The 23,738-nt window shown below is 72.2% G+C and carries 20 protein-coding genes, 1 tRNA gene and 1 pseudogene; 5 read left to right on the top strand and 17 right to left on the bottom strand.

The window, feature by feature from the left end; translation table 11 throughout:
* Window positions 1-57: 57 nt before the first annotated feature.
* The 4 genes from D6270_RS11365 to D6270_RS11380 all read right to left on the bottom strand — a co-directional run bounded on the left by D6270_RS11365 (window position 58) and on the right by D6270_RS11380 (window position 5,790).
* Window positions 58-1,719, bottom strand: a complete 1,662-nt coding sequence (locus tag D6270_RS11365; RefSeq protein ID WP_109165514.1) for an AMP-binding protein — start codon at window positions 1,717-1,719, stop codon at window positions 58-60.
* A 45-nt stretch (window positions 1,720-1,764) separates the two neighbouring features.
* Window positions 1,765-2,355: a lytic polysaccharide monooxygenase auxiliary activity family 9 protein gene (locus D6270_RS11370; protein WP_109165513.1), complete on the bottom strand. Its 591-nt coding sequence runs from the start codon at window positions 2,353-2,355 to the stop codon at window positions 1,765-1,767.
* A 209-nt stretch (window positions 2,356-2,564) separates the two neighbouring features.
* Entirely contained in the window at window positions 2,565-4,400 is a 1,836-nt protein-coding gene (locus D6270_RS11375) for an SPFH domain-containing protein (protein ID WP_204117132.1), read from the bottom strand.
* Window positions 4,401-4,497: 97 nt separating this feature from the next.
* On the bottom strand, window positions 4,498-5,790 hold the full coding sequence (locus D6270_RS11380) for a peptidoglycan-binding protein (protein WP_109165512.1): 1,293 nt from the start codon (window positions 5,788-5,790) through the stop codon (window positions 4,498-4,500).
* 192 nt (window positions 5,791-5,982) lie between these two features.
* Between D6270_RS11380 and D6270_RS11385 the strand changes: the two genes are divergently transcribed.
* Window positions 5,983-6,056 (top strand) — tRNA-Lys (locus D6270_RS11385).
* Window positions 6,057-6,546: 490 nt separating this feature from the next.
* On the opposite strand, the gene D6270_RS11395 is transcribed toward D6270_RS11385, so the two are convergent.
* The 11 genes and pseudogenes from D6270_RS11395 to D6270_RS11445 form a co-directional block, all read right to left on the bottom strand.
* On the bottom strand, window positions 6,547-7,605 hold the full coding sequence (locus D6270_RS11395; protein ID WP_109165511.1) for a glycoside hydrolase family 6 protein: 1,059 nt from the start codon (window positions 7,603-7,605) through the stop codon (window positions 6,547-6,549).
* A 338-nt stretch (window positions 7,606-7,943) separates the two neighbouring features.
* The gene (locus D6270_RS11400; RefSeq protein WP_109165510.1) at window positions 7,944-8,603 is read right to left on the bottom strand and encodes a class F sortase; all 660 of its coding nucleotides are present in this window, start codon (window positions 8,601-8,603) and stop codon (window positions 7,944-7,946) included.
* A 1-nt stretch (window position 8,604) separates the two neighbouring features.
* A pseudogene (locus D6270_RS11405) lies at window positions 8,605-9,170 on the bottom strand (hypothetical protein).
* Window positions 9,171-9,278: 108 nt separating this feature from the next.
* On the bottom strand, window positions 9,279-10,085 hold the full coding sequence (locus tag D6270_RS11410; protein ID WP_109165508.1) for an HAD-IIA family hydrolase: 807 nt from the start codon (window positions 10,083-10,085) through the stop codon (window positions 9,279-9,281).
* Window positions 10,086-10,159: 74 nt separating this feature from the next.
* Window positions 10,160-11,704, bottom strand: a complete 1,545-nt coding sequence (locus D6270_RS11415; protein ID WP_109165507.1) for an alkaline phosphatase family protein — start codon at window positions 11,702-11,704, stop codon at window positions 10,160-10,162.
* 158 nt (window positions 11,705-11,862) lie between these two features.
* Window positions 11,863-12,927 (bottom strand): 2-aminoethylphosphonate ABC transporter substrate-binding protein, encoded by a 1,065-nt coding sequence (locus D6270_RS11420; protein ID WP_109165506.1) that lies wholly within the window; start codon window positions 12,925-12,927, stop codon window positions 11,863-11,865.
* Between the two features lie 44 nt (window positions 12,928-12,971).
* Entirely contained in the window at window positions 12,972-13,769 is a 798-nt protein-coding gene (locus D6270_RS11425) for an ABC transporter permease (protein WP_109165505.1), read from the bottom strand.
* Entirely contained in the window at window positions 13,756-14,676 is a 921-nt protein-coding gene (locus D6270_RS11430; protein ID WP_109165504.1) for a 2-aminoethylphosphonate ABC transporter permease subunit, read from the bottom strand. Before D6270_RS11430 ends, D6270_RS11425 begins: the two co-directional genes overlap by 14 nt.
* Complete coding sequence (locus tag D6270_RS11435; protein WP_109165503.1) at window positions 14,669-15,781, bottom strand: ABC transporter ATP-binding protein; 1,113 nt, start codon at window positions 15,779-15,781, stop codon at window positions 14,669-14,671. The genes D6270_RS11430 and D6270_RS11435 overlap by 8 nt, the downstream gene beginning before the upstream one ends.
* Window positions 15,778-16,491 carry a phosphonatase-like hydrolase gene (locus D6270_RS11440; RefSeq protein ID WP_109165502.1) on the bottom strand — a complete coding sequence of 238 codons (714 nt, stop codon included), beginning with the start codon at window positions 16,489-16,491 and terminating at the stop codon, window positions 15,778-15,780. Before D6270_RS11440 ends, D6270_RS11435 begins: the two co-directional genes overlap by 4 nt.
* A gap of 5 nt (window positions 16,492-16,496) precedes the next feature.
* Window positions 16,497-17,621, bottom strand: coding sequence for a TIGR03364 family FAD-dependent oxidoreductase (locus tag D6270_RS11445; protein WP_109165501.1), 1,125 nt, complete (start codon window positions 17,619-17,621; stop codon window positions 16,497-16,499).
* 269 nt (window positions 17,622-17,890) lie between these two features.
* Here D6270_RS11445 and D6270_RS11450 point away from each other — a divergent pair, with 269 nt between their 5' ends.
* The 4 genes from D6270_RS11450 (at window position 17,891) to D6270_RS11465 (ending at window position 21,370) form a co-directional block, all read left to right on the top strand.
* The gene (locus tag D6270_RS11450) at window positions 17,891-18,340 is read left to right on the top strand and encodes a universal stress protein (protein WP_109165500.1); all 450 of its coding nucleotides are present in this window, start codon (window positions 17,891-17,893) and stop codon (window positions 18,338-18,340) included.
* Entirely contained in the window at window positions 18,337-19,410 is a 1,074-nt protein-coding gene (locus tag D6270_RS11455) for an adenylate/guanylate cyclase domain-containing protein (protein WP_109165499.1), read from the top strand. The genes D6270_RS11450 and D6270_RS11455 overlap by 4 nt, the downstream gene beginning before the upstream one ends.
* Before the next feature lie 246 nt (window positions 19,411-19,656).
* Window positions 19,657-20,649: a dihydroxyacetone kinase subunit DhaK gene (locus D6270_RS11460; protein ID WP_109165498.1), complete on the top strand. Its 993-nt coding sequence runs from the start codon at window positions 19,657-19,659 to the stop codon at window positions 20,647-20,649.
* A 43-nt stretch (window positions 20,650-20,692) separates the two neighbouring features.
* On the top strand, window positions 20,693-21,370 hold the full coding sequence (locus D6270_RS11465; RefSeq protein ID WP_109165497.1) for a DAK2 domain-containing protein: 678 nt from the start codon (window positions 20,693-20,695) through the stop codon (window positions 21,368-21,370).
* 16 nt (window positions 21,371-21,386) lie between these two features.
* Here the strand turns inward: D6270_RS11465 and D6270_RS11470 are convergent, their stop codons facing one another.
* Together D6270_RS11470 and D6270_RS11475 are read right to left on the bottom strand one after the other, a co-directional pair.
* Window positions 21,387-22,115, bottom strand: coding sequence for an HAD family hydrolase (locus D6270_RS11470; protein WP_109165496.1), 729 nt, complete (start codon window positions 22,113-22,115; stop codon window positions 21,387-21,389).
* A 725-nt stretch (window positions 22,116-22,840) separates the two neighbouring features.
* A complete protein-coding gene (locus D6270_RS11475) occupies window positions 22,841-23,620 on the bottom strand; it encodes a GntR family transcriptional regulator (protein ID WP_109167488.1) in 780 nt (259 codons plus the stop codon).
* Window positions 23,621-23,738 lie beyond the last annotated feature (118 nt).

Raw genomic sequence — 23,738 nt, forward strand, 5'->3', positions numbered from 1 at the left:
CCTTCGCGGAGGCCGCCCACAGCGCTGTTTCCGGCCCTTTCCCCGCTCCCCGCCTTCTCAGCCGCCCGGCGGGCGCCTCCCGTGCTCCGCGTACCGGGCGAGCAGGCCGGTCAGCCCCTCCCCGTCCAGCGGTACGTATCCCCCCTCCCCCGCCGGGTCCCACCAGACCGGGTCCGGGCAGCGGAAACCCTCCCGGCGCAGCGCCACCCGGTGGACCTTGTTCGTCGCGGTGACCGGCATGTGGGCGACGATCCGCACGAACCTCGGGGCCATCTTCGTCCCCAGGTCCCGCTGGGCCCGCAGGAACGCGGCGAAGGCGGCCGGGTCGAAGGCGCGGCCCTCCCGCAGCGCCAGGGCGGCCATCACCTGGTCGCCGGTCACCGGGTCGGGCACGGCGTGGACGGCGACGGCCGCCGCCGCGTCCCAGCGGGCCAGGATGTTCTCGATCATCGCGGCGGCCAGGTTCTCCCCGTCGACGCGGAGCCGGTCGTCGGTGCGGCCCGCGAAGTAGAGGTAGCCGCCGGTGTCCCGGTAGAAGAGGTCGCCGGTCCAGTACCAGCCGCGCCGGGCCCGCTCCGCGTCCGCCTCCGGGTTGCGCCAGTACCCCTCGAAGGGCGTCCGGCCCCGGTTGACCAGCTCCCCGATCGCCTCGTCCCCGTTCAGCAGCCGCCCGTCCGCGTCGAACCGGGCGCGGGGGCGCTCCTCACCGGTCTCCGGGTCGACGACGGCGAGGTCGTCGGCGGGGGCGGCCCGGCCGATCGCGGCGGGCGGGGTGCCGGGGGTGCGCTGGAGGGCGGCGCCGCCCTCGGACGACCCGTACCCCTCGACCAGCTCCACCCCGAACCGCTCCCGGAACCGGGCCGCGTCCACCGCCCCCGCCTCGGTCCCGAAGCCGAGCCGCAGGGTGTGGTCCCGGTCGTCGGGGCGCTCGGGGGTGGCCAGCAGGTACTGCACGGCCCGGCCCACATAGGTGAAGTACGTCGCCCCGTAGGCGCGTACGTCGTCGAGGAAGCCGGAGGCGGAGAAGCGGGGGCGCAGAGCGACGGCCGCCCCGGCGGCGAGGGCGGGGGCCCAGTCGGCGAGGACCGCGTTGCCGTGGAACATCGGCATGCAGATGTAGTGGACGTCCGCCGGGCGCACCCCGAAGTGCCCGGCCAGCGACTGCCCGGCGGCGGCGAGCCGGCCCTGGGTGCAGATCGCGGCCTTGGGGGCGCCGGTCGATCCGGAGGTGAAGTAGAGGAGCATGCGGCTGTCCCGGCCCACCGGGGCGACGACGGCGTCCCCGGGCCTGGCTCCCTCATAGGGGGCGAGGAGACCGGCGTACGCCACCGTGTCCGTGACCAGCACCCGTACGCCCGGCAGCTCCAGGCCCGCGAGCAGCGGCAGATGGGCGCGCTCGGTGATCAGGAGGCGGGCGTCGGTGTGCAGGATGTCGCGGGCCAGCTCGGGCCCGCGCCGGGTGGGGTTGATGCCCGCAACGGCGGCCCCGGCCAGGGCCGCCGCGCTGAGCCACAGCGGAAATTCAGGGGTGTTGTCCAGCAGCACCCCGAGGTGCGGTTCGCTGCCCGCCGGCAGCAGATCCGCCAGGAGCGCCGCCCGACGGGCGGCGCCCTCGACCACCTGGTGATGCGTGAGCACGGTGGGACCGTGCTTCAGGGCGGTTCGGTGGTCGCCCCATTGACGTCGTACGAGCTCCGCGACGGTGCCGGTACTCTCCATGGCACCGCACGGTAACTGACGGAGCGTCAGATTTTAACGCTCGTGTCAGAACCGGACGTCCGAGCAGGCGTAGAACGCGTTGGTGGTGTCCGCGACGTTCCAGACGGCGAGGATGATGTGCTTGCCGGTCTTCTGGGTGGGGATCGTGCCCTGGTGGGTCAGCGTGGCCGGGGGCTGCTGGTTCCCGTAGGGCACGGTCATGAAGGGCTGCGATTCGAGTGCGGCCCGGGTGAGCGGCTTGGTGGAGTCCCAGCCGTTCTTGGTGATGTAGTAGCGGAAGTCGCTGGTGGAGTGGCGGGCGGTGAACTGCCAGCGGAAGTTGTAGCCCTGTCCGCCGGTGACCTGGGTGGCGGGCCAGTTGCCGCCGCGCGGGTCGTCGAGCTGGGCGAACTGCCCGTTGCCGCCGGCACAGATCTTGCCGTCGGCGGGACCCGAGCTCGGGAAGCCCTTCGGGCCCTCGACGCTCTGCGGCTCCCACTGGATGTTGCCGCAGCCCGTGACCGTGCCGTTGGCACAGAGTTTCTGGCGGCTGATGGGGGTGTCCGTGTAGCCGTGGCTGCTGGCACTGGTGGTCGCGAGTACCGAAACACCCGCTATCGCCAGGCCGATGACGGCTGCGCTTGCCTTTTTCCGCATTGCTGTCGCTCCTCTAGAACGTGGGGGAGGTTCCATGAGCACTGCTCGACATGCTGCGCGCTTGGTGCGTGGTGGGGATCTGCGGTCTAGACCAAGTCTTAGATTATTGACGCCACATGAACATGTCCAGACCAATGAGCATCGGATTCCGGAGCCGCGAAAAGGGCCCGGAGTGATGCCTCCGGGCCCTTCCGCCACCGGTCCTGCGCTCAGGCGCCGTCGCCTCCACCGCCGCGGCCGGTGTAGAAGGCCACCGTCAAGTCCTTGACCAGCGCTTTACGTTCGTAGTCGTCGAGGTCGACGATGCCGCGCGAGGTAAGCCGGTTGACGGTGTCGTCGACCGCGTCCACCACCGAAGTCAGCACGCTGTCCCGGTGCTTGGCGTCGATGGCGGCAATCCGCCGCCGCTGCATGGCCGCCGCGACCTCGGGGGCGTACTCGATCCCGGTCGGCTGCGCCGAGTAGACCTCGACCCCGACCGGCTCGCAGTCCGCCTTCAGCATCCGGGTCAGGGCGTCGCCGACCGCCTCCGCGTTGCGCAGGGTGGGAGCGTCCTCGTGGAACGCGTCGGCGGGGAGCTGCGAGAGGACCCGGGCCATGGCCGACTCGACCTGCGCGCTCAGATACGCCTCGTGGTCCTCGATGCCGAGGGCCGCGCGCACGGTGTCCTGGATCCGCCAGACCACCAGGACGACGACGCGCAGGGCGGTGCCGTTGGCGTCGACGGCGGGGAGCGGTTCGCTGCGCCAGTGCCGCAGGCGTACGTCGACGCGGCGGCGCAGCAGCAGGGGCGAGACCCAGACCAGGCCGGTGCGGCGGACGCTCCCCCGGTAGTCGCCGAAGAGCGTCAGCACCCAGGCGTACCCGACGCGGCCGCGGCCCAGGCCGCCGAGGGCCAGGACGACCACGGTGACCAGGAGGACGATCCCGGCCCAGGCCCCGGCGCCGATGCCCTCGTACGGGCGGGGGGCCAGGCCCACGGCGCTCTGTGCGGCGGCGGGCAGGGCGCCGCGCCACCAGAGGAGAGCCAGTACGCCGAGGAGCCCGGCGGCTCCGGCGAGCAGAGCGGCGTACCCGGGGAGGGCGGGGCCGGGGCGCTCGGCGAGGCGGGGGTCGGCGAGGGGGGCGGGGCGGGTGGGAGGGGCGACGCGGGGGTGGGATGAGCGGGGGCGGGGGGTGCGGTCGGCGGGGGTGGCGGTGTGGCCGGTGCCGGTGCCGGGGGCCGGGCGGGCCACGGTCGTGGGGAGGGCGGCGGGTTCCGGCTGCTCCGGGTCGTCACGGAAGAGCAGGTGTACGGGGATGGAGGCGGTGGACTCGTTGGCGATGACGGAGTGGCGGCGGGGGTGGGGCGGAGGTTGCGGGGCGGGTACGGAGAAGGTGGCGGAGGTGGCGCGGACGCCGGGGGCCAGGTCGAGGACGAGGTCGAGTTGGGTGTCGGGGCCGGTCTCGGGGGCCGGGGCGTCCTTGGCCCTGTCCGTCCGCGCGTCGGCGGCCGGGGTAGGGCGGGGCCCCGCCTCTTCGCCGTACGACGGGAGCGGGGTCCACTCCGCCGAGGGTTCCGTCCTCGAACGCCGGACGGGCTGGAGGGGCGCCGCATCCGTCGTGAACTGGCCCAGATGGAGGCTCCGGCCCGGGTGATCCAGCCGGATCGGCTTGACCAGGGGCTTGGCGGCGGGGGCCGGGGCAGCGGTCTCGCCGGCCACGGGGTCCGGGTCCGCCGCCGGGCACGGATCGCCGAGCGCCCCGGAGGCCTCGGAATCCACCGGGTCCGGGTCCGCCGCCGGGGTCCGGTCCGCCGCCGCACCCGGGTCACCGAAAGCCTCGGGGATCTCGGGGGCCCCGGAGGTCTCGGAGGCCCCCAGGTCCGCCACGACCGGCGCCTCCCAAACCGGCGAGGCCTCCTCCTTCGGCCGGAACAGAGGCGGCGGGGTCGGAAGGGTCGGCTGGTGCAGGGCCACACCGTCCACCAGGGGCATCGGGGTCTCGCCGCCGGGGGTGCGGCCGCCGTGGTCAGTCAGGGGGTGGGGGTTCTGGTCTGGGGTCACCGGTTCCCGTTTCCTTTCCGTCATCCGTCGAGTCCGTCGGGTTCATCGAGTCCGTCGGATCCATCGCGTCCATCGGGTCCGTCAGGTCTTCACGCCCTCAGGCGAAGAGCCGGCGCCAGGTCTCCGGCCCCGGGTATCCGTCGGCCGCGCCGCCGCGCCAGCCCTGGGCGCGCTGGAACGCCTCGACGTTGCGGCGGTCCGCCTCGGTCCAGCGCGGGTCGGGGCCCGACGCGTAGTGCTTGCCGTATCCCTTCTTCACCAACTGTTTGCCGAGCCGGTCGACATGGCTGTTGGCCTGACCCGGCTGGAAATAGCCGCGCCCGGGGAAGACCACCGAGGTGTTCGGGCTGCCGCCCGTGACCGTGGCCGGGATGTCACGGCCCTTACCCGTGGCCAGCAGGCGCCAGGTGTCCGGGCCGGGGATGCCGTCCGCCTCCTTGCCCTTCCATCCCTGGGCCTGCTGGAACGCCTGTGTGGCCCGCCGGTCCGCCTCGCCCCAGACGGGGCCGGGCCCGACCGCGTAGAACCGCTTGCCGCCGCGTGCGATCAGCATCTCGCCGAGCCGGGTGACATGGGCGTTGTTCGCGCCGGGGCCGAACTTGCCGGCGCCGGGGAAGGCCGTGTCGGAGCCCGAGCCGGGCGAGCCGCCGCCGACGCCCTTGTAGCGGTAGGCGACATAGCGGTCGGAGTTGCTCCAGTACGCCATGGGCGTCGACTGCCTCCGCGTCTGCGGGCGCGCCTGCTCGTAGGCGATGTAGTGGGTGCGGGTGTAGTCGGTCCAGCCGCCGAAGATGGTGACGTGGGAGCCCTTGGAGGGGTCGGCGGGGTTGTGGAAGAGGAGCATGTCGCCGGGCTGGAGGTCGGCGCGGGCGATCCGCGTCCCGTAGCTCGCCAGGCTGCCGGTCCATTCGTTGGTGCCGAGGTTCCAGGCCATCGACACATAGCCGGAGCAGTCCTGGCGGTACCCGTCCGACCAGTATTTCTCCATGCTGTACGGGATCTTCGCGTCGACCCACTTCTTGGCCCGGTTGATGATCTCGGCCCGGGTGGTCTTGCGCAGCACCGCGCTGTCGGAGGGCGGCCCGGAGGCACCGGACCCCTTCAGCGGGCCCTTCTCGCCCTGCGGGGTGTCCGGCAGGGGTTCGGGGTCCTGGTCGGCGCGGGGGACCCCGGCGCTGTGGCCGGCGGCGGCCGCCGCTCCGGCCGCCCCGCAGGAGAGCACCACCCCGGCGGCGGTGGCCAGGACCAGGGCCCGGCGGGCACCGTGCGCGGCGGGGTGGCCGCCGTACCGGACCGGGACCGCCCGCGCGGCGGTCCGCCGCTGCAGGGCGCACCCCGCACAGGTGCAGTCGATGGCGGGCTCGTACTCCTCGAAGACCGGCACAGTCATGCGATTCCCCTCCGCACTCGTCACTCGTCAAGATCTTTGGGCGCAGCTGCGACGGGCGTCAGTGTCTCAACTCTCCCGACATAAGGCATTTTGACGGACCAATGAGAAAAAACGACCATCTGACAGGGCGTGGCGGCGGGTAAATGGTCCGGAGCACTCGCCGGAGTCGGGTAGAGTTCTCCAGGTCAGCAGGCGCCGTTAGCTCAGTTGGTTAGAGCAGCTGACTCTTAATCAGCGGGTCCGGGGTTCGAGTCCCTGACGGCGCACGCACCATCAAGGCCCCCTCACCGAGCGTGAGGGGGCCTTGATCATTCCCTGCTTCGTGGTCGATGACACCGCCGCGCCGCCGACGCACAGCGACAGTCGGAGTGCGGAGAGTCACATATCGACGGCAGGGCGGCTCCGGGGCGCCCGGCACCACTTCGTCACGCCCCCGCCACACGGGCTTCCCCAATCGCATGCATAGCTGACAAAGGGGTTGTTTCGCCCCGGTGAAGGCCCGCGCGGTCGAGGGGCATCGTGCGAACGGAATGCGCCTTCCCGGCGGCACGGACCACGCAGCTCCACACCCCGCCCTGCCTCTGCCGGGACTCCCGGCCGGAGCTGACGGCCGGGCCCAAGAGCATCAAGCGCGGCGGGACCGGCATGCTCACCACCCGGCACGCCTCGAAGATCACCTCGGCGAAGCTGATGCGGCCCTCGGCGGCCATCCATGTCACCGAGACCGACCAGCGGTCCATCGCGCTGGACCGCTCGCTACGTGGTGGCGCGGGCCAGGCCGAGTGCGTACTCCGGCCACCAGGCGCCCGCCTTCGGGCCGCCCTTGCAGTCGCCGTCGGACTCGCCGGGGCGCTTGATCCACAGGTAGGCGTCGACCTTCTCGTCGCCGGTCTCCGTGGTCGGGGGCTCGCCCAGCGCGCGGCCGGGCGGGTTGCACCAGGTCTCGGCCGGGTCGCCGCCCTCGTAGGGGCCGTTGCCGTTGCGGCTGGTGTCGATGACGAAGGGCTTGTCGCCCACCTTCACGGACAGCTTCCTGCCGAACTCCGTACTGACGTCCGTCGTGCGGAAGTTGGAGACGTTGAGCGAGAAGCCGTCCGCCTTCTCGACGCCCGCGCGCCACAGCGGTTCGTGCAGGGTCTCGGGCGACTGCCAGCCCGCGTTGCCCGCATCGACGTAGACCTGGGTGGCGGGCTGCTTCTTCAGCCGTTCGATGGCGCCCTTGAGCAGGTCGTACCGCTCGTCGTGGTGCTCCTGGGGCGTGCAGCCGTCGACCAGGTGGAGCAGGGCGTCCGGCTCCAGGACCACGGTGGCCCGGCGTTCCCCGATGCCCTTGGCGACCCCGTCCACCCAGGCCCGGTAGGCGCCCGCGTCGGCGGCGCCGCCCTTGGAGAACTGGCCGCAGTCGCGGTGCGGGATGTTGTAGAGGACCAGCAGCGCGTACCGGTCGGCCTTCGCGGCGGCCTCGGTGACCCGCCGGGCCTCGCCCTCCGGGTCGTCCGGGCCGATCCACTCCCCGGCCGGCTGCTCGGCGATCTTCCGGATCAGGTCGGCCTTCTCCTGGTCGCCGACCTTCTCGTACGCGGCGACCTGGCGGGCCGCGGTGCCGTCCGGGTTCACCCAGTACGGGTCCTTCGCCTTGGGCCGCTGGCCGACGACCGGGGAACCGTCCGCGCCGCCGTCGTCGCCGGAGCAGCCGGACAGGAGGAGCGCGGCGCAGAGGGCCGCGGCGGTACCGGCCGCCCGGGCGCCGCTCCCGCTCAGGCCCGCCGCCGTACGTCCGCGCGGCCGGGACCGGCCGCGGTAACTGCCGTACATCCACTCTCCCTCGGGTGCACTGCCCGCACCGTTCTCACGGGTCGCACCACGGTGCCGCCGGTCCCGGCCATCCTGGCACAGCGGCCCGGGCCGTCCGGCGGCGGTGCCCGGCGCTCCCCACGGTCGCACAGGGGCACCGGGTTCCGGACATCCTGTTCGAAACCGGCTCCTGCGGGGTACCCGTCCCCCTACAGTGGCGGCAGAGACCGACCCCGTACCGCACGGTCCTCCCGTACCGCGCCGGGCAACTCCCGCGGCCCGGTGCACACGGTCGAGGCCGGCCCGGTCGGCGCGCCCCTCGCGGGATGCGCCGGCCGGGCCGGATGTCCCGCGCTCGCCTACCCGCCGCGCGCGCCCGTGAGGTAGGCGGAGACGACCACGTTCGCCGTGTACGAGCGGGACTTCTTGTCGTACGTGCCGCCGCAGGTGATCAGCCGCAGCTCCGCCCGGCCGTCCACGCGGGGCCCGTAGGCCTTCTTGGCGTCGAAGCGTTCCCGGGTGACGACCTGCACGTCGTCCACCGTGAACTCGGCGACGCTGCCGTCCTCCCCGACCACCTTCACCTTCTCGCCCGGCCGCACCGCGCTGAGCCCGTAGAAGACGGCGGGCCTGGTCTCGGTGTCGACATGGCCGACGAGCAGGGCCGGGCCCTCGGCGCCGGGCTCGGTGCCCTTGCCGTACCAGCCGGCCGTCTGCGGCAGGTCGTACGGCGGCGGGTCGATGGCCCCGTCCTTGTCGAGGCCGCGCCGGACGACCGGGGCGTCGATCCCGACGGACGGCACCTCCACACTGCGCGGGGCGGCGCCCTCGACCGGCTCGTGCGCCGGGGGCAGCGGGGCCCCGAGCGGGCGGCCGACCGCGGCGACGTCCCCGGTGGTCGGGGCCGACATCCCGCCGGACGCGTCGCGCCCCCAGAGCCAGAGGCCGAGCAGCAGCACGGCCCAGGCCACTCCGGTCAGCAGTCGCCCGGTGCCTGCCGGGCGGTCCGGGGCGGGCATGTCAGTCCGCGGCCGGGTCGCGGCGGCGGCGCGAGGTGCGCAGGGCCACGGCCACGGAGGCGACGGCGGCGAGGACGAGGCCGATCACCGCGTGCCGGGTGCCTGGGCCCTGGGATTCGGCGGCCTCTTCGGCGAGGGTGGCGGTGCCTCCGCCGCCCGCCTTGACGGGGCCACGGGCGAGGGGCGGGTGTGGTGGATGACGGTGAGGGTGCCGGTCGCCTTGCCCTGGCCGTCCTTGCACGTCACCCAGACGTCGTAGGAGCGGGGTTCGGCATCGGAGCGGATGGTGGCCTCGGCGAAGAGGCCCCTTTCGTCGGCGGGGGTGAAGTGGGCTTCCGAGACGAAGGCGTCGGAGTTGCCCTTGGCCTGACGGCCCTTGCCGCAGATGTCGACCCAGAGTTCCACCTGCCCGCCCGGGGCGATCGTGGACGGGGTGACCGAGACGGTGCCGGTCCTGCGGTCGTCGTCACCGGCCCGGGCGGCCGGGGATGCCTGGGCGGCGGACACGGGCAGGGCTATGAGCGCGGCCGCCGCTGCGGCACAGAACGTGATGGGCGTGGAACGCATCGTGAACCTCCTAGGGGAAGGTTCGGCTCTGGGCCCGCGCCCCGCATCCGCAGTCCTCCATTCGAGCGACTGCGGATGCGGTCAGCGCAGGTCAGATGCGGTGCCGGGTCAGGGGCGGTCCACCTGGTCCGGCAGGTCGATGAGGTCGACCAGATCCGCGATGGAGTCGACGACGTGGGACGGCCGGAACGGGTAGCGGTCGATGTCCGCGGTGCCCGTCAGACCGGTGAGGACCAGGAACGTCTGCATCCCCGCCTCCAGACCCGCCAGGACGTCGGTGTCCATCCGGTCGCCGATCATGGCGCTGGTCTCGGAGTGGGCGCCGATGGCGTTCAGCCCGGTCCGCATCATCAGCGGGTTGGGCTTGCCCGCGAAGTACGGCTCCTTGCCGGTGGCCTTGGTGATCAGGGCGGCGACCGAGCCGGTGGCGGGCAGCGGGCCCTCGGCGGACGGACCGGTCTCGTCCGGGTTGGTGCAGATGAAGCGGGCGCCCGCGTTGATCAGCCGGATCGCCTTGGTGAGCGCCTCGAAGCTGTACGTCCGGGTCTCGCCGAGCACCACGTAGTCCGGGGCGTGGTCGGTCAGCACGTACCCGATGTCGTGCAGCGCGGTGGTGAGCCCCGCCTCGCCGATGACGTACGCCGTGCCGCCGGGGCGCTGGTCGTCCAGGAACTGGGCGGTGGCCAGGGCGGAGGTCCAGATGTTCTCCACGGGCACGTCCAGGCCCATGCGGCTGAGGCGGGCGTGCAGGTCGCGCGCGGTGTAGATGGAGTTGTTGGTGAGGACGAGGAAAGGGAGCCCGGAATCCCGCAGCCGCTTGATGAAGGCGTCGGCGCCGGGGATCGGGATGCCCTCGTGGATGAGGACGCCGTCCATGTCGGTGAGCCAGGAAGTGATCGGCTTGCGGTCTGCCATGTGCGGGGACTCCTGCCGTACGTACTGCACGCTGGGGGTGCCCGGACCACGCCGTCCCGGCACCCCCAGCATAATTAGCCGGTGGTGATCTTGACCCCGTCGACCACCCAGTACCAGTTGTTGGCGCCGGTGTAGTGGAACCGGAAGCTCACACTGGTCGCTCCGGCCGGGACGCTCAGCTTCAGCGACTGCGGCTGGGAGATCACGTCGGAGGTGTAGCTCTTGACGGCGGTCGGGGTGGAGCCGTTCCAGGAGGCGAGGACGCGGGCGCTCTGGCTGCCCTCCTGCCGGTAGAGGGTGGTGAAGTCCAGCGTCACCGTGGACCTGCCGCCGACCGCGTACGCCGGGGTGACGAGCGTGGAGTCGAAGGGGCCGGAGGAGGCCTTGTCGTCCCACTCGTCGGAGTCGGCCACCGCGAAGATCCCGCGCGAGCGGACGTTCAGCTCACGCCACTGATCGCGCTGGGTGCGGCTCCAGAACTCGTCGGTGGCGAAGGACCAGCCGCGCCACTCGGCCACTCCCCCGGTGCCCATCGCCGAGTTGATGACCGACCAGCCGCTGGGGGCGGTGTGGGTCCAGCCGAGGACCCCGGCCGGGATGCCGGTCTCGTCGACCCGGCCCGCGAGCGCCGGGTAGAGGGCCTCGAAGGGGTCGGTGGAGCGCTCCTGGATCGGCTTGCCGTCCAGGCCCCAGGCGGGGTCCGGTGCGATGCCGAGCTGCTTGAAGACGGTGGCGGCGACATCGACGAGGCGGGTGTCGCCGGGGGTGGCACCCGCGGCGATGCCGGGGCCCTGGGCGAGGACGAAGGTGCGGCGCTCCTCGATGCTGCTGCCGCCGTGGCCGCCCGCGTCCGTGTGGCCGTGGTCGGTGGCGACGATGATCGTCCACCGCTCGGTGGCGTACGACGGACGGGCCTTGATCGCGGCGAGGAGACGGCCGAGGTAGCCGTCGATGACGTCGAGCGCCTGGCGGTACTGGGCGCTGGCCGCGCCGAGGTTGTGGCCGACGATGTCGACCTGCCCGAAGTAGACGAAGAGGACGTCCGGGTTCTGGTTGCGCAGGATCGACTCGGTGCCGGCGGCGATGGTGGCGTCGTGGCCGGTGTAGCCGTCGCGGTCGCCGTCCAGGACGAGCTTGGCGTCGGCGCCCGGGGTGACCGTGCCCTGGGCGTCCAGGGGCTTCCAGTCGACGGCGGCGTACGTGGAGAGCTGGGGCCTCACCTGGGCGAGGCGGGCGAGGAAGCCGGGGTACTGCCCGTAGTTCTTGCCGGCGAAGGAGTTCTCCTTCACGCCGTGCTTGTCGGGCCAGACACCGGTGGAGATGGTCGACCAGCCGGGGCCGGAGGAGGTGGCGGCCATCGGGTTGGTGTAGAGCAGGGAGGTGCCGTACGTGCCGTTCGCCATCATCCCCTTGAGGTGCGGGGCGCCGGCGGCGGCGATGACGTCGTGGCGCAGCCCGTCGATGCCGACGACGAGCACCTTGTCCTGGCTGGTGCCGTCGGGAAGCGTGGGCGGGGCGGCGTACGCGGTGGCGGCGGAGGCGAGGGAGCCGACGGCCGCGGCGGACGCGGCGGCGGCCGTGGTGGCGAGCACGGAGCGCCGGGAGACGGATCGGGACACGTGATCCTCCAGAGGGGGACGGTGACACGGAGTGGATGGCGGGGCGTGAACTACCTTCTGGACCAGACCCGTTACCTTTGCGAGACAAGTGGGCACAGTCCAGAGCTTCGCGGTGCGGGATGGACCTTCGCAGGCGACCGTGGCCGAAAGATGGCCGGTCAGCTTCCGGTGGCCGACTTCCAGGCGTCGATGTACCTGTCCAGGTCGGCGCCGATGTCCGCCCAGTCCGGCTCGAAGACCTCCACGCCCTCCAACAGCCCTTTGAGTTCCGTGGCGTTGGCGTCGGTGGCCTTGATGTCCTTGCGGGCGGCGAACCCGCCGCCGACCGCGCTGACATCGCGCTGGGCCTTCTCGGAGAGGAGGAAGTCCAGCAGCTTCTTGCCGTTCTCGCTGTGCGGGGCCTTCGCCAGCAGCCCGGCCGCGTACGGGAGGGCGAAGCTGGTGGGCTTCCCGTCGCCCTTGGCCGGGAACCAGATGCCGAGGTTGGGCATGTCCTTGGACTGGGCGTAGTTCATCTGGACGTCCCCGTTGGCGACGAGGAGTTCCCCCTTGTCGACCTTGGGGGCGAGCTTGCCGGTGGAGGCGGACGGGCCGACGTTGTTGGTCTGGAGCCGCTTCAGGTACTCCATGGCCGGCTCCTTGCCGCCGAAGTCGTGCATCGCCTTGATGAGGACGGCGGTCCCGTCACCGGCGACGCCGGGGGTGGAGTATTGGACCTTCTCCTTGTACGAGGCGTCCAGCAGCTCCTCCCAGGTGCGGGGCGGGGTCTTCAGCCGCTGCTTGTTGTAGATGAAGCCGAAGTAGTTGTTGACGACGGAGGTCCACTTGGCATCGGGCGCCTTGTCCGCCGCGTCGACCTGGTCGGCGCCCGCGGGCTCGTACGCCGCGAGAAGCCCCTTGGAGTCGGCCTGCTGGATGAAGGGCGGGAGGGTGACGAGCACATCCGCCTGGGTGTTGGACTTCTCGCGGACGGTGCGCTGCACCATCTCGCCGGAGCCGCCCTCGACGTACTTCACCTTGATGCCGGTCTCCTTCTCGAACTCCTCGAAGACCTTGTCGTACCAGCCCTCGCCGTTCTCGCCCTTGAGGCCGTCGGCGCTGTAGACGGTGACGACCTTCTCGTCGGAGGCGGCGGAGGTGCCACCGCAGGCGGTGAGGGTGAGAGCGGCGAGGGAGAGGGCGCCGAGGACGGCGACGGGCTGCGTGAGGGCATGGGTGCGCATGGGATGTCTTCTCCTGGAGCGGTTGCGTGACGGGGTTCGGGTTCTCAGCGGTAGGAGGCGCGGGTCCGGATGCGGGAGACGGCCGTCAGGACGAGGAGCGTCGTCCCCATCAGGACCACGGCGAGCGCGGCGCCGGTGAAGAGCGAGCCACGGTCGGTGGCGGCGAAGATCTGCACCGGCAGCGGGGTCCAGTCCGGCGGGTAGAGCATCATCGTGGCGCTCAACTCCCCCATGGACAGGGCGAAGCAGAGCCCGGCGGCCGCGGTGAGCGAGGGCAGCAGGAGCGGCAGTCTGACCCGCCACAGGACGCGGGCGGGGCTCGCGCCGAGGCTGGCAGCGGCCTGCTCGTACATCGGGTCCAGGCGCCGGGCGGCGGCCGAGACGGACTGGTAGGCGAAGGCGGTGACCAGGACCGTGTGGGCGATGATCACGATCCAGCGGGTGCCGTTGAGGAGCACCGGCGGCCGGCTGAAGGCGACGAGCACCGCGAGGCCGACGACCACGGACGGCACGGCGACCGGCAGCATGAACAGCGCGTCCAGGAACCGCTTCCCGCGCCGCCCGAGGGAGCCGGCGGCGAGCGCCGCCCAGCCGCCGAGGACCAGGGCGAGCACGCCGGCGCAGAGCGCGGTCACCAGGCTGGTGGTCAGCGCCTGGAGGGAGTCGCCGCTGGTCGCGGCGGCGTAGCGGGTGGTGGTGGGGCCGGAGGGGAGGGCGCCGGACCAGTTGGTGGAGAACGAGGCGGCGAGGATGACGAGGAGGGGCAGGGCGAAGAGGGGGACGAAGAGGAGTGCGAAGGCGGACCAGGTGGCCCACTTTCCCGTACGGCTATGCACCAGCACGACGGCTCACCACCCGGTACAGGCCGTAAAGGCCCACGGAGAGAACGATGTTGACGACGGCGACGACACAGGCGGCCGGGTAGTCCGACTCCAGGATCGCCTTGCTGTAGACGAGCATCGGCAGCGTCGTGACCCCTTTCGCCCCGGTGAACAGGACGATCCCGAACTCGTTGAGGCAGAGCACCAGCACGAGGCTGCCGCCGGACGCGAGCGCGGGGAGCGCCTCGGGCAGGATCACCTGCCGCACGGTCCGCAGCGGCCCGGCGCCGAGCGAGGAGGCCACTTCCAGCTGGGCCGTGTCGAGCTGGGAGAAGGCGGCGAGCAGCGGGCGCATCACGAAGGGGGTGAAGTACGTGATCTCCGCGAGCAGGACGCCCCACGGGGTGGTCAGGAAGTGGAAGGGCCCCTCGGCCGCTCCGGTGACGCCCGTCCAGGCGCCGTTGGCCATCCCGACCGACCCGTAGAGGAAGAGCAGGGCCAGCGTGATGAGGAAGGACGGGAAGGAGAGGAAGACGTCGATGAACCGGGCGACGGCCTTGCCGCCGGGGAACGGCACGAAGGCGATGACCAGGGCGAGGGCGAAGCCGAGGACCAGACAGCCGACGGTGGCGCCGACCGCGAGCCGGACGGTGGTGGTGAGCGCCTCGCGGAAGGCGGTGGAGGCGAGGACCTCGGTGTAGGGGGCGAGGGAGGCGCCGCCCTCGTCCAGGGATTCGGGGGTGAAGGACTGCCGGACGACGAGGGCCAGCGGGTAGAGGAAGCCGAGCGCGAGGACGAGGACGGGCGGGAGGGCCCAGGCCCAGGTGGGCGTCCGCCTGAGGCGGGTGGGTGCCGTGCCGGGGCCGGGCGGGCCCGCGGCTCTCCCGCCGCTCGCGGCGTTGGTGCTGGAGGCAGCGGTGCTAGCCACTGGCCACCGCCTCGGCCTTCGGCGGGGCGGCCTCCGGTGCCGTCCCGGCCGGGAGGAGCACCGCGTCCTCCGCCGCGAAGTGCAGGGTGACCGGAGCGCCGAGGGCCGGGGGCTCACGGAGTTCGCGGAGGTCGGCCATCAGGCGGTGGCCGTCGATGTCGGCGTGGACGCGGTGGGTGGAGCCGCGCCACTGGACCTCGGTGACCGTGCCGCTGAGCGCGTTGGGCCCGGCGCCGAGGCCGACGAGGTGCGGGCGGACGCAGAGGGTGGCGGTGGCCCCTTGGGCGGCGGCCTCGGTGGGGACGTCGAGGGAGGTGCCCGCCAGGTCCACGCGCCCCGGGGCTGTGACGGTGACCGGGAGGAGGTTGGCGTTGCCGACGAACGACGCGGTGAACTGCGTACGGGGCCGCCGGTACAGCTCCTCGGGGGTGCCGCAGTCCTGGAGCCGGGCACGGTCCATGACGGCGATCCGGTCGGCCAGGGTGAGCGCCTCGACCTGGTCGTGGGTGACGTACAGGATGGATACGTGGGGCAACTCGCGGTGCAGCCGCGCGAGTTCGGCGAGCATGCCGGAGCGGAGCCGGGCGTCGAGTGCGGAGAGCGGTTCGTCGAGGAGGAGGACGCCGGGCCGGATGGCCAGGGCGCGGGCGATGGCGACGCGCTGCTGCTGGCCGCCGGATAGCTCGCGGGGGTGGCGGGCGGCGTACCCGGCCATCCCGACGAGTTCGAGGGCCTCGGCCACCCGCCCGGCGATCTCGGCCTTGGGGGTGCGGTGGGCCTTCAGGCCGAAGGCGACGTTGTCCTTGACCTTGAGGTGCGGGAAGAGCGCGTACTGCTGCACCACCATGCCGATGCCCCGCCGGTGCGGGGGCAGTTGGGTCACCTCCCGCCCGCCGATGAACACCCGCCCGGAGGCGGGCCGGACGAACCCGGCGACGGCGCGCAGAGCGGTGGTCTTGCCGGAGCCGGAGGGCCCGAGGAGGGCCATGACCTCGCCGGGTTCGACGGTGAGGTCCAGGCGGTCCAGGACGGTGTTGTGCCCGTACGCGACGCTGACCCCGTCGAACCGGACGCCGCTGGGGGCGGCGGGGTTTCCGGGGCTCATGCCTCGGCCCGTGCGATGAGGTCCGGCAGCTCCGCGACCGACCCGAGGACATGAGTCGCGCCGTGCCGCTCCAGCTGCCCGCCGTCGTGGGCACCGGTGAGGACACCGGCGACGAGCCCGGCGCCGGAACGCACACCGCTGAGCATGTCGTACGAGGTGTCCCCGGCCACCACGATCCGCCGCACGTCGTCCACCGCACCCGTGCGCAGGAAGGCGGCCAGCACCATGTCCGGGTAGGGGCGCCCCCGGCCGCCCGCGTCGGCGGGGCAGAGGGTGAGGGGGACGAGGTCCTGCCAGCCGAGTGCGGCGAGGATGGCGTCCTGGGTGGTGCGGGCGAACCCGGTGGTCAGGACGACGGTCCGCCCCTCGCCGATGAGCCGCTCCACGGCCTCCCGCGCTCCGGGGATCGGGGCGGCAAGGCCGCCGTCGACGAGCTCCCCGTACGCCTCCTCGAAGGCGGCGTTGGCGGACCGGGCCTTCTCCTCGTCGCCGAAGAGGTGCCGGAAGACGGAGATCTTGGACTCACCCATGGTGGCGCGCACATAGCCGAGTTGGCGCTCGTGCTCGCCCGATCCCGGTTGCACACCGAGGCGTTCGGCGGCGGCGGAGAAGGCCTGTTCGACGAGTCCGCCGTCGGCGACGGTGGTCCCGGCCATGTCGAGGACGACGAGGTTGAAGGGGTTGTCGGTCGTGGGTGTCGCTGAAGTCATGTCGGTCACCAGCCCAGTTGGTCTGCGGTCGTTTCGGCGATGGCGGGCGAGCAGGTCATGCCCCGCCCGCCGGGCCCGGTGATGAGCCAGACCCCGTCGCGCACCTGCTGGCGGTGGACGACGCGTGAGGTGTCGGTGCACTGGGCGTAGACGCCCGCCCAGCGGTGCCTGATGCGCGGCAGCGGCCGGCCGAGGAAGGTCTCGACGACCCGGGTGAGGTGCTCGTACGGCTCCTCGACGGTGTCGAAGGCGAAGGGGTGCTCGTACTCGTGCGTGTCCCCGATGGTCAGCCCGCCGTCGCCGCGCTGCACCATGAGGAGCTGCATGCGGTGCTCGGCGGCGACCGGGTCCTGGGGCTGGTGGGCGTTGAGGGCGTCCAGGGCCTCGCTGCGGTATGCGGGGTAGTAGCGGAAGCTGTCGGCGTCGGCCACCGAGGTGGTGAGGGGCTCGCCGAGGGGGTCGGTCTGCATCATCTGGAGGCGGACGCGGCGCACGGGCAGCTCGGGACCGGCCAGTTCGCGGACGAGCCCCCCGAGCCAGGCGCCGGTCGCCAGGATCACGGCGTCACCGGTGTGGACGTCACCGTGGTCGTCGCGCACGGAGGCGGTCCCCACGACCTCGCGGACCTCGCGGCCACCGAGGAAGGCGTACCGCCCGGAGAGCAGCAGCTCTTCCTTCAGGGCGAGTTGGGCGGTGCGCGGTTCGACCGCCGCGTCGCGCTCGCACCACAGGGCGGCGGTGAACGTGCCGCGCAGCGCGGGGTTGAGGGCGCGGGCCTCCTGGGCGGTGAGCAGCTTGTAGCCGCGCGCGGCGGCGTCGGCCCGGGCGAGGGCCGCCTCGGCGACGGCGGTTTCGGCGGGGGTCCGCAGCGGGGTGAGCGAACCGCAGGCCCGGAAGCCGAGCCCCGGCACCCGCCGCCCGATCCCCTCCCACAGCTCCCGGGCCCGCAGGGCGGTCTCCAGCTCCTCGCCACCGGCTCTGCCGCTGACCCAGATCTGTCCGAAATTCCGGAGCGATGCCCCGCGCGCCTCGCTCTCGCGCTCGATCTGTACGACCTCGTGGCCGCGGCTGACTGCGTGCCAGGCGTGCATGGTTCCCACCACGCCGGCTCCTACGACGATGACTCTCACGGCGGCCACGCTCCTCGGGTCGGGTGTCCCGGACACATCCGGTCGACAACGGGATGGTGAACGACCCCCCAAGCTTGGACTAGACCCGTTATGCATTCGTCACCTAACCGCATCCCCCCGGCACGCCCCCTGGTCCGGCGCCCCGGCAGGGGAGGAGGCCGAGCAGGCGGGCGGCGACCGCTGCCGCCGACAGGCGCGATGCCGTCTCGACAGACCGCACACTGTTACTTACTCTGGAGTAAGTAACTTTCACAGGTAGGGAGTTGGGCGTGCACCTCTATCGGACAGTTCTCGTCGGCACGGACGGCTCGCCGTCCTCGTTCACAGCGGTGGAGGGTGCGGCGCGCCTGGCCGCGGGCGCCCAGGCGGACCTGGTGGTCGTCTGCGCCTATCAGCCCTTGTCCGGGCCGGAGTTGGCCAAGGCGCGGCACGAGCTGGGCGAGGAGGCCTACCAGGTGGTGGGGTCCGCCCCCGCGGAGGAGAGCCTGCGGGTCGCCCGCGTGCGCGCCGAAGCCCAGGGAGCGGCGGGCGTGCGGTTGCGGGCGGTGGATGGGGAACCCGTCGCGGTGCTCATGCAGGTGGCCCGGGAGTGCTCGGCCGACCTCCTGGTGGTGGGCAACCGCGGCCTGCGGTCCCTGGCCGGCCGCCTCCTGGGGTCGGTGCCCGCGGATGTCGCGCGCAAGGCGGGCGTGGACGTACTCATCGTGCACACCACATGAGCACGCCGTCGGGGGACCAGCCGGCCACGGAGCCGGCCCCGTCCGAAGAGCCGGGGGGCGACGGACGAGCGGGATACGAGTCCGTCGAATCGCTGCTGCTGGGGCCGCGTACGTGGACCCGGTCCGAGGTCGCCCACCTGGCCGGCGTCGGGACCGAACACGCGGCGCGGATATGGCGCGCTCTGGGATTCCCGGCCGTCGCCGACGAGGACCCGGCGTTCACCGATGCCGATGTGGAGGCGTTGCGCGCCGGGGAGCGGCTCATCCACGCCGGGGTCATCACCGCCGAGAGCGAGACGATGATGGCACGAGCCCTGGCCCACCACCTGTCCCGGCTGGCCGAGTGGCAGGTGCACACCCTGGCATCACAGATCACCGCCGAGGGCGGCGATCGGGCCGAGGAATCGGTCCTGACCCTGCTGCCGGAACTGGAACTGCTGCAGCGACACGTGTGGCGGCGCCATCTGGCCGCGCACGCCGCGCGGACACTCCCGCGGGAGGACAAGCCCGACGGGGGCGGGGAGGACACCAGGTCGTCCCAGGCGAAGGGCGCCGGCGCGTTTCCCGTCCTGCGTCGGGCGGTGGGATTCACCGACATGGTGGGTTACACACGCATGACCCGGGGACTGGACGGCCCGGAGCTGGCCCGGATGATCGACCGGTTCGAGGAGCTGACGACGAGCGTGATCGCCGAGGGGCGGGGGCGGGTCGTCAAGACCATCGGTGACGAGGTCCTCTTCGTCGCCGACACGGCCGACGACGCCGCCGGCATCGCCCTGGAGATCGCCTCCCGCACCGAGGCGGACCCCGCACTGCCCCGCCTGCGTACCGGTCTGGCGCATGGTGCCGTACTCAACCGATTCGGTGACGTGTACGGAAGTACGGTCAACACAGCGGCTCGCCTCACGGCTCTGGCCCGTCCCGGTACGACGCTGGTGGACACCGAGTTGGCCGCGGAGCTGGCACATCTGGCCGACTACACCCTGAAAGCCCTGCGCCCCGTGTCCGTACGCGGCTACAAGCGGCTGCGTCCCGTCCTGTTGCGGCCGGCCGTCGAAAGGAGGGGCTGATCCCGGGCCCCGCCTCGCTCCCCCTCCCCCGCTCCGAGGACCATCAGCGCTCCGCGCCGGCGACAGGAGGAGACGTACCGACGACGCCCGACCGCGGGGTCTGGTCGAGGGCACATCGGTATGCGAACTCACATGCGATATCTCTACGGACTTGCGCGGCACCTGCCGCCACCGCAACCTGGTGAAACCGTGTCCGCCCCCGCGGCCCGTCGGTCCGCTGGTGCGCCTGGATATCCGAGGAGTGAGATGTCCGCGTACTTCGAGACCGCCACCGGTGACCTCGCCTCCGAAGCGCTGCGCTCCTTCGCCGACGTCCACAAGGAACTGGTTTCGGCCCACCCCGGGCTCGGCTTCCTCACGGCGCGCGACACCTCTGCGACGCGGGTCGTCGGCCTGCTCTCCGGCGGGGGATCGGGTCACGAGCCTCTGCACTGCGGATATGTCGGACGGGGCATGCTCGACGCCGCTGTTCCCGGACGGGTGTTCGCTTCCCCGCACAATCGGCAGGTGTACGAGGCGTCTCTCGCGGTCGCCCGCCCGGAAGGGGTTCTCCATCTGGTGAAGAACTACACCGGCGACCGCATCAATTTCGGCATCGCCGCCGAGCGCCTGGCCCACCAGGGCATACCGTGCGCCCGCGTCCTCGTCGACGACGACCTCGCCTCCGACGCGGCGGACATCGCCGCCGGACGGCGTGGAACGGGTGGCACCGTCCTGGTGGAGAAGATCCTCGGTGCCGCGGCGGACACCGGCATGGGACTCGCCGAACTCCGGGATCTGGGCGAACGGCTCGTGGCGCGCTGCCGTTCCCTCGCCATCGCCACCTCCGCACACACGTCCCCCGCCACCGGTGAACCCGCCTTCACCCTGGACGCGGGCCAGCTGGAGTACGGGGTGGGCATCCACGGTGAACGCGCCAGTTCGACCACGCCCCGCCGGCCGCTGCCCGACCTGGTCGAACGGATGACGACGGAACTGCTCGGTGCGCTGCCCGCCGACACCCCGGTGATATCGCTGGTCAACGGCCTCGGCGCCACCACCCTGCTGGAGCTGTACGCGGCCCACGGGCAGCTCGTCCACCAGCTGCGGGGCGCCGGGGTGCCACTCGCCCGAAGCCTGGTCGGCAACTACATCACCTCCCTGGACATGCACGGGTTCTCCATCACCCTGATGGCCGTCGACCCCCAGACCCTCAGCCTGTTCGACGCACCGGTCCACACCCCGGCCCTGCGCTGGTGAAGAGCGGCCCCATTCCACCGCAGCCGACACCGGGAGGATCCCCATGACCGAGCCTGCCAGCAGCGCCCACTTCACCGACGGCTGGATGCGGCGTTTCGCGGAAGCGGCCCACCGTGACGAGCCCCTGCTCACCGCTCTTGACCAGCAGGTCGGCGACGGAGACTTCGGAGCCAACCTCACCGCCGGCGTGGACGCTGCCCGAGCCCGCTGGGACCGGCTCCCGGACCCGGGTTCCGATCCCTCCGCACCGCTGCTGGCCACGGCCGAGGCCTTTCTCGACGAGGTCGGCGGTACGAGCGGCCCCCTCTTCGGCCTCCTGTTGCAGTCGTTGGCCGCAGCGATCGCCGAGGGCGGGCTCACCACCCCCGCGCTGGCCGACGGCTTCGCCGGCGGCCTCGCCGCGATCCAACGCGTCGGAGACGCCCGGCCAGGGGACAAGACCCTCGTCGACGCCCTGGCCCCCGCCACCGACGCGCTGCGCTCGACCGCCCCGAACACCCCCGCGGCCGACGCGCTCGCGATCGCGGCCGAGTCCGCGTGGGACGGGGTGGCCGCGACCGCGAGGCTCCGGGCTCGTATGGGGCGCTCCAGTTACCTCGGTGGACGCACAGAAGGGATTCCCGACCCGGGGGCCGTCGGCGTCGCCCTCCTGCTGTCCTGCGCTCAGGCAGGGACTCCTGACCTGGGCGCACGCCTGGACGCCGTACGCGCCACCGGCTGAGGCGACGCCCCCGCCGCTACCCGGCCCGCACCCAGTCCAGGTCCAGCAGCTCGGGAGCGTGGAGGGTGGGCACCCAGAGATCGACCGTGCTCTCCCGGCCGTCGCCGGGCGGCTTGCCGACCCCCACCACGCGTAGCCCCGCCCGGCGGGCCGACTCGATGCCCGTGAACGAGTCCTCCACGGCCAGCGTCCGTTCGCTCCGGGCCCCGCACAGCCGTGCGGCGGCGGCATAGACGTCCGGCCACGGCTTGGGCCTGATGAGTTCCCCGGTGTCCGGGCTCCCGGTGGCCGCACCGGTCGATTCCGGGTCGCCGGGGACGACGATGTGACCGAAGTGCGACAGCAGGCCGGCCTGCTCCAGACTCCTCTCGACCACCGCGAGGGGACAGTTGCTCGCGACCGCGAGGGGAAGGCGGCCGGACAGGTTCCGGACGAACTCGGCCGCTCCGGGCATGGTCACCGGGTCATCGGCGACGCGCTCCATGAAGTGGGCGAGCAGCGACTCGGTGAGCTCCGGTGCCAGGTCGGGCTTGTCGGCCTCCTCGGCCATCATCCGGCCGCAGTCGAGGTAGTGGACTCCTTTGGCACGTTCGGCGAACCCCGGCGCCGGCCGCAGACCGAAGTCCCGGAAGGCCAGGCCTCGGGCATCCTGCCAATGCTGTTCGGTGTCCATGAGAGTGCCGTCGCAGTCGAAGACGACGGCTTCGGGGGACCAGCCGTGAAAAGGCTGCTCTGTGATGGTCATCAGTGGACCACTCCTGAGGGAAATGCGATCCGGCATGACGCGGGACCGCGGACCGTGGGGGTCGCCACTTCGCATGCGTTTGCGAAGCTCCTCACACTGCCCTCTGCGGCCTGCAGTCGGGCGCGGAACAAAAATCGGCTCATAGGCCGTCACGCAGAAGTGGCGTCACCGAGAAGCTATTCACTCTTGCGCAAGCCACGCAATCACCGGCTTGGCCCCTCGACATTCACGCGATAAATCCGCTAGGGGAAAGCAGGAGAACGATCGGCCACGCGATGGTTTCACTTGCCAACTGCATTCACCAGAGGCCGCGTTGAGGAAGCACAACCCGCTCGAATTATCTCGGTGGACACATTCGCTCATTCAGCCAGGTGGCCGGAAACGGGCGATTAACGCCCCTTGATGCACTCTCAGGTGTGCATGCTCGAAAGAAAGTAAGGGGATTTACCATGCCCACCCCTTCTTTTACCAGCGTACGCGGAGCGCACATTATTATCCCAGCGCGCGCCGGGGCTCCCCGCAGGCACGGAGAAGTGCATCCCGGGAAGGGGGCGGCCGAGAAATCAGCTGCTCGGCGAACTCTTGGGCGGGCGGCGTCGGATGTATGAAAAGCCGTCCGGACCGGCCGTCAAGAAATCTGCCACCCCGGGTGCGGCCGAGCGGACCGGGAAGACCGCCGGAGGCGCGGCGACGGTGCCGGGACCGTCCGGCGGAGGCGCGCTCGGCTAGGGCGCTTCACGTCGAGCGGACTCCCCCAGGTGCGTGGTGAAGGAGAACCGGTCCCCCCGGAAGAGGGTCCGCACCCGCTCCAGCGGCCGCCCCTCGGCGTCCCGGGAGAGACGGTGGAGCAGAAGCATCGGCAGGGCGGGCGGGGTGCCGATGAGCAGGGCCTCGCGAGGGGTGGCGAGCACCGTCTCGATGCGCTCGTCGGCGTCCCCGAAGGCGATGCCGAGCCGGTCGCGGAGGTAGGCGTAGAAGGAGGAGTCGGGGTCGAACTCCACGTCCAGGCGCGGGAGTCGGGCGACACTGACGTAGGTGCTCTCCAGCCCGACCCGCTCGTCGTCGGCGAGCAGCACACGCTCCAGGTGCCAGACGGGTTCGCCCCGCCTGACCCCGATCTCGGCGGCGAGGGCGTCGGGGCAGGGGAAGCGCTCCAGCCCGATCAGATGCCGGCCGGGCCGTCTGCCCTGGCGGCGGACCCCTTCGGTGTAGCTGGCGAGCGAGAGCGGCTGCTCCAGCTTGGGCCCGGCGACGACGGTCCCGCGTCCCTGCCTCCGCAGCCGCCCCTCCAGCAGGAGTTCGCGCAGCGCCTGCCGCACGGTCTCGCGCGACACCTCGTGGCGCAGGGCGAGATCCCGCTCGGTGGGCAGGAGCCCGCCCTCACCCAACTCGTCGAGGAGCAGCGAGATTTGGGCCTTGACCGCGTAGTACTTGGGGATGCGGCCGTGCTCCGGGATGCCGGAGCGGATGGGTGCGCCAGGTGCCTGGTCGTTCGGGTAGTCCACCGCCCGATGGTGGCATGCGCGGATGAACGGGCCGGTGGGGGTGGGCGGCGAGGTCATCGCGTGGGCGGGCGGTCCGGTGGTGGCGTGCGCGGGTGGGTGGCGAGGTGGTGGCCGCGCG

The organism is Streptomyces griseus subsp. griseus (genome assembly GCF_003610995.1).
Lineage (GTDB): Bacteria > Actinomycetota > Actinomycetes > Streptomycetales > Streptomycetaceae > Streptomyces.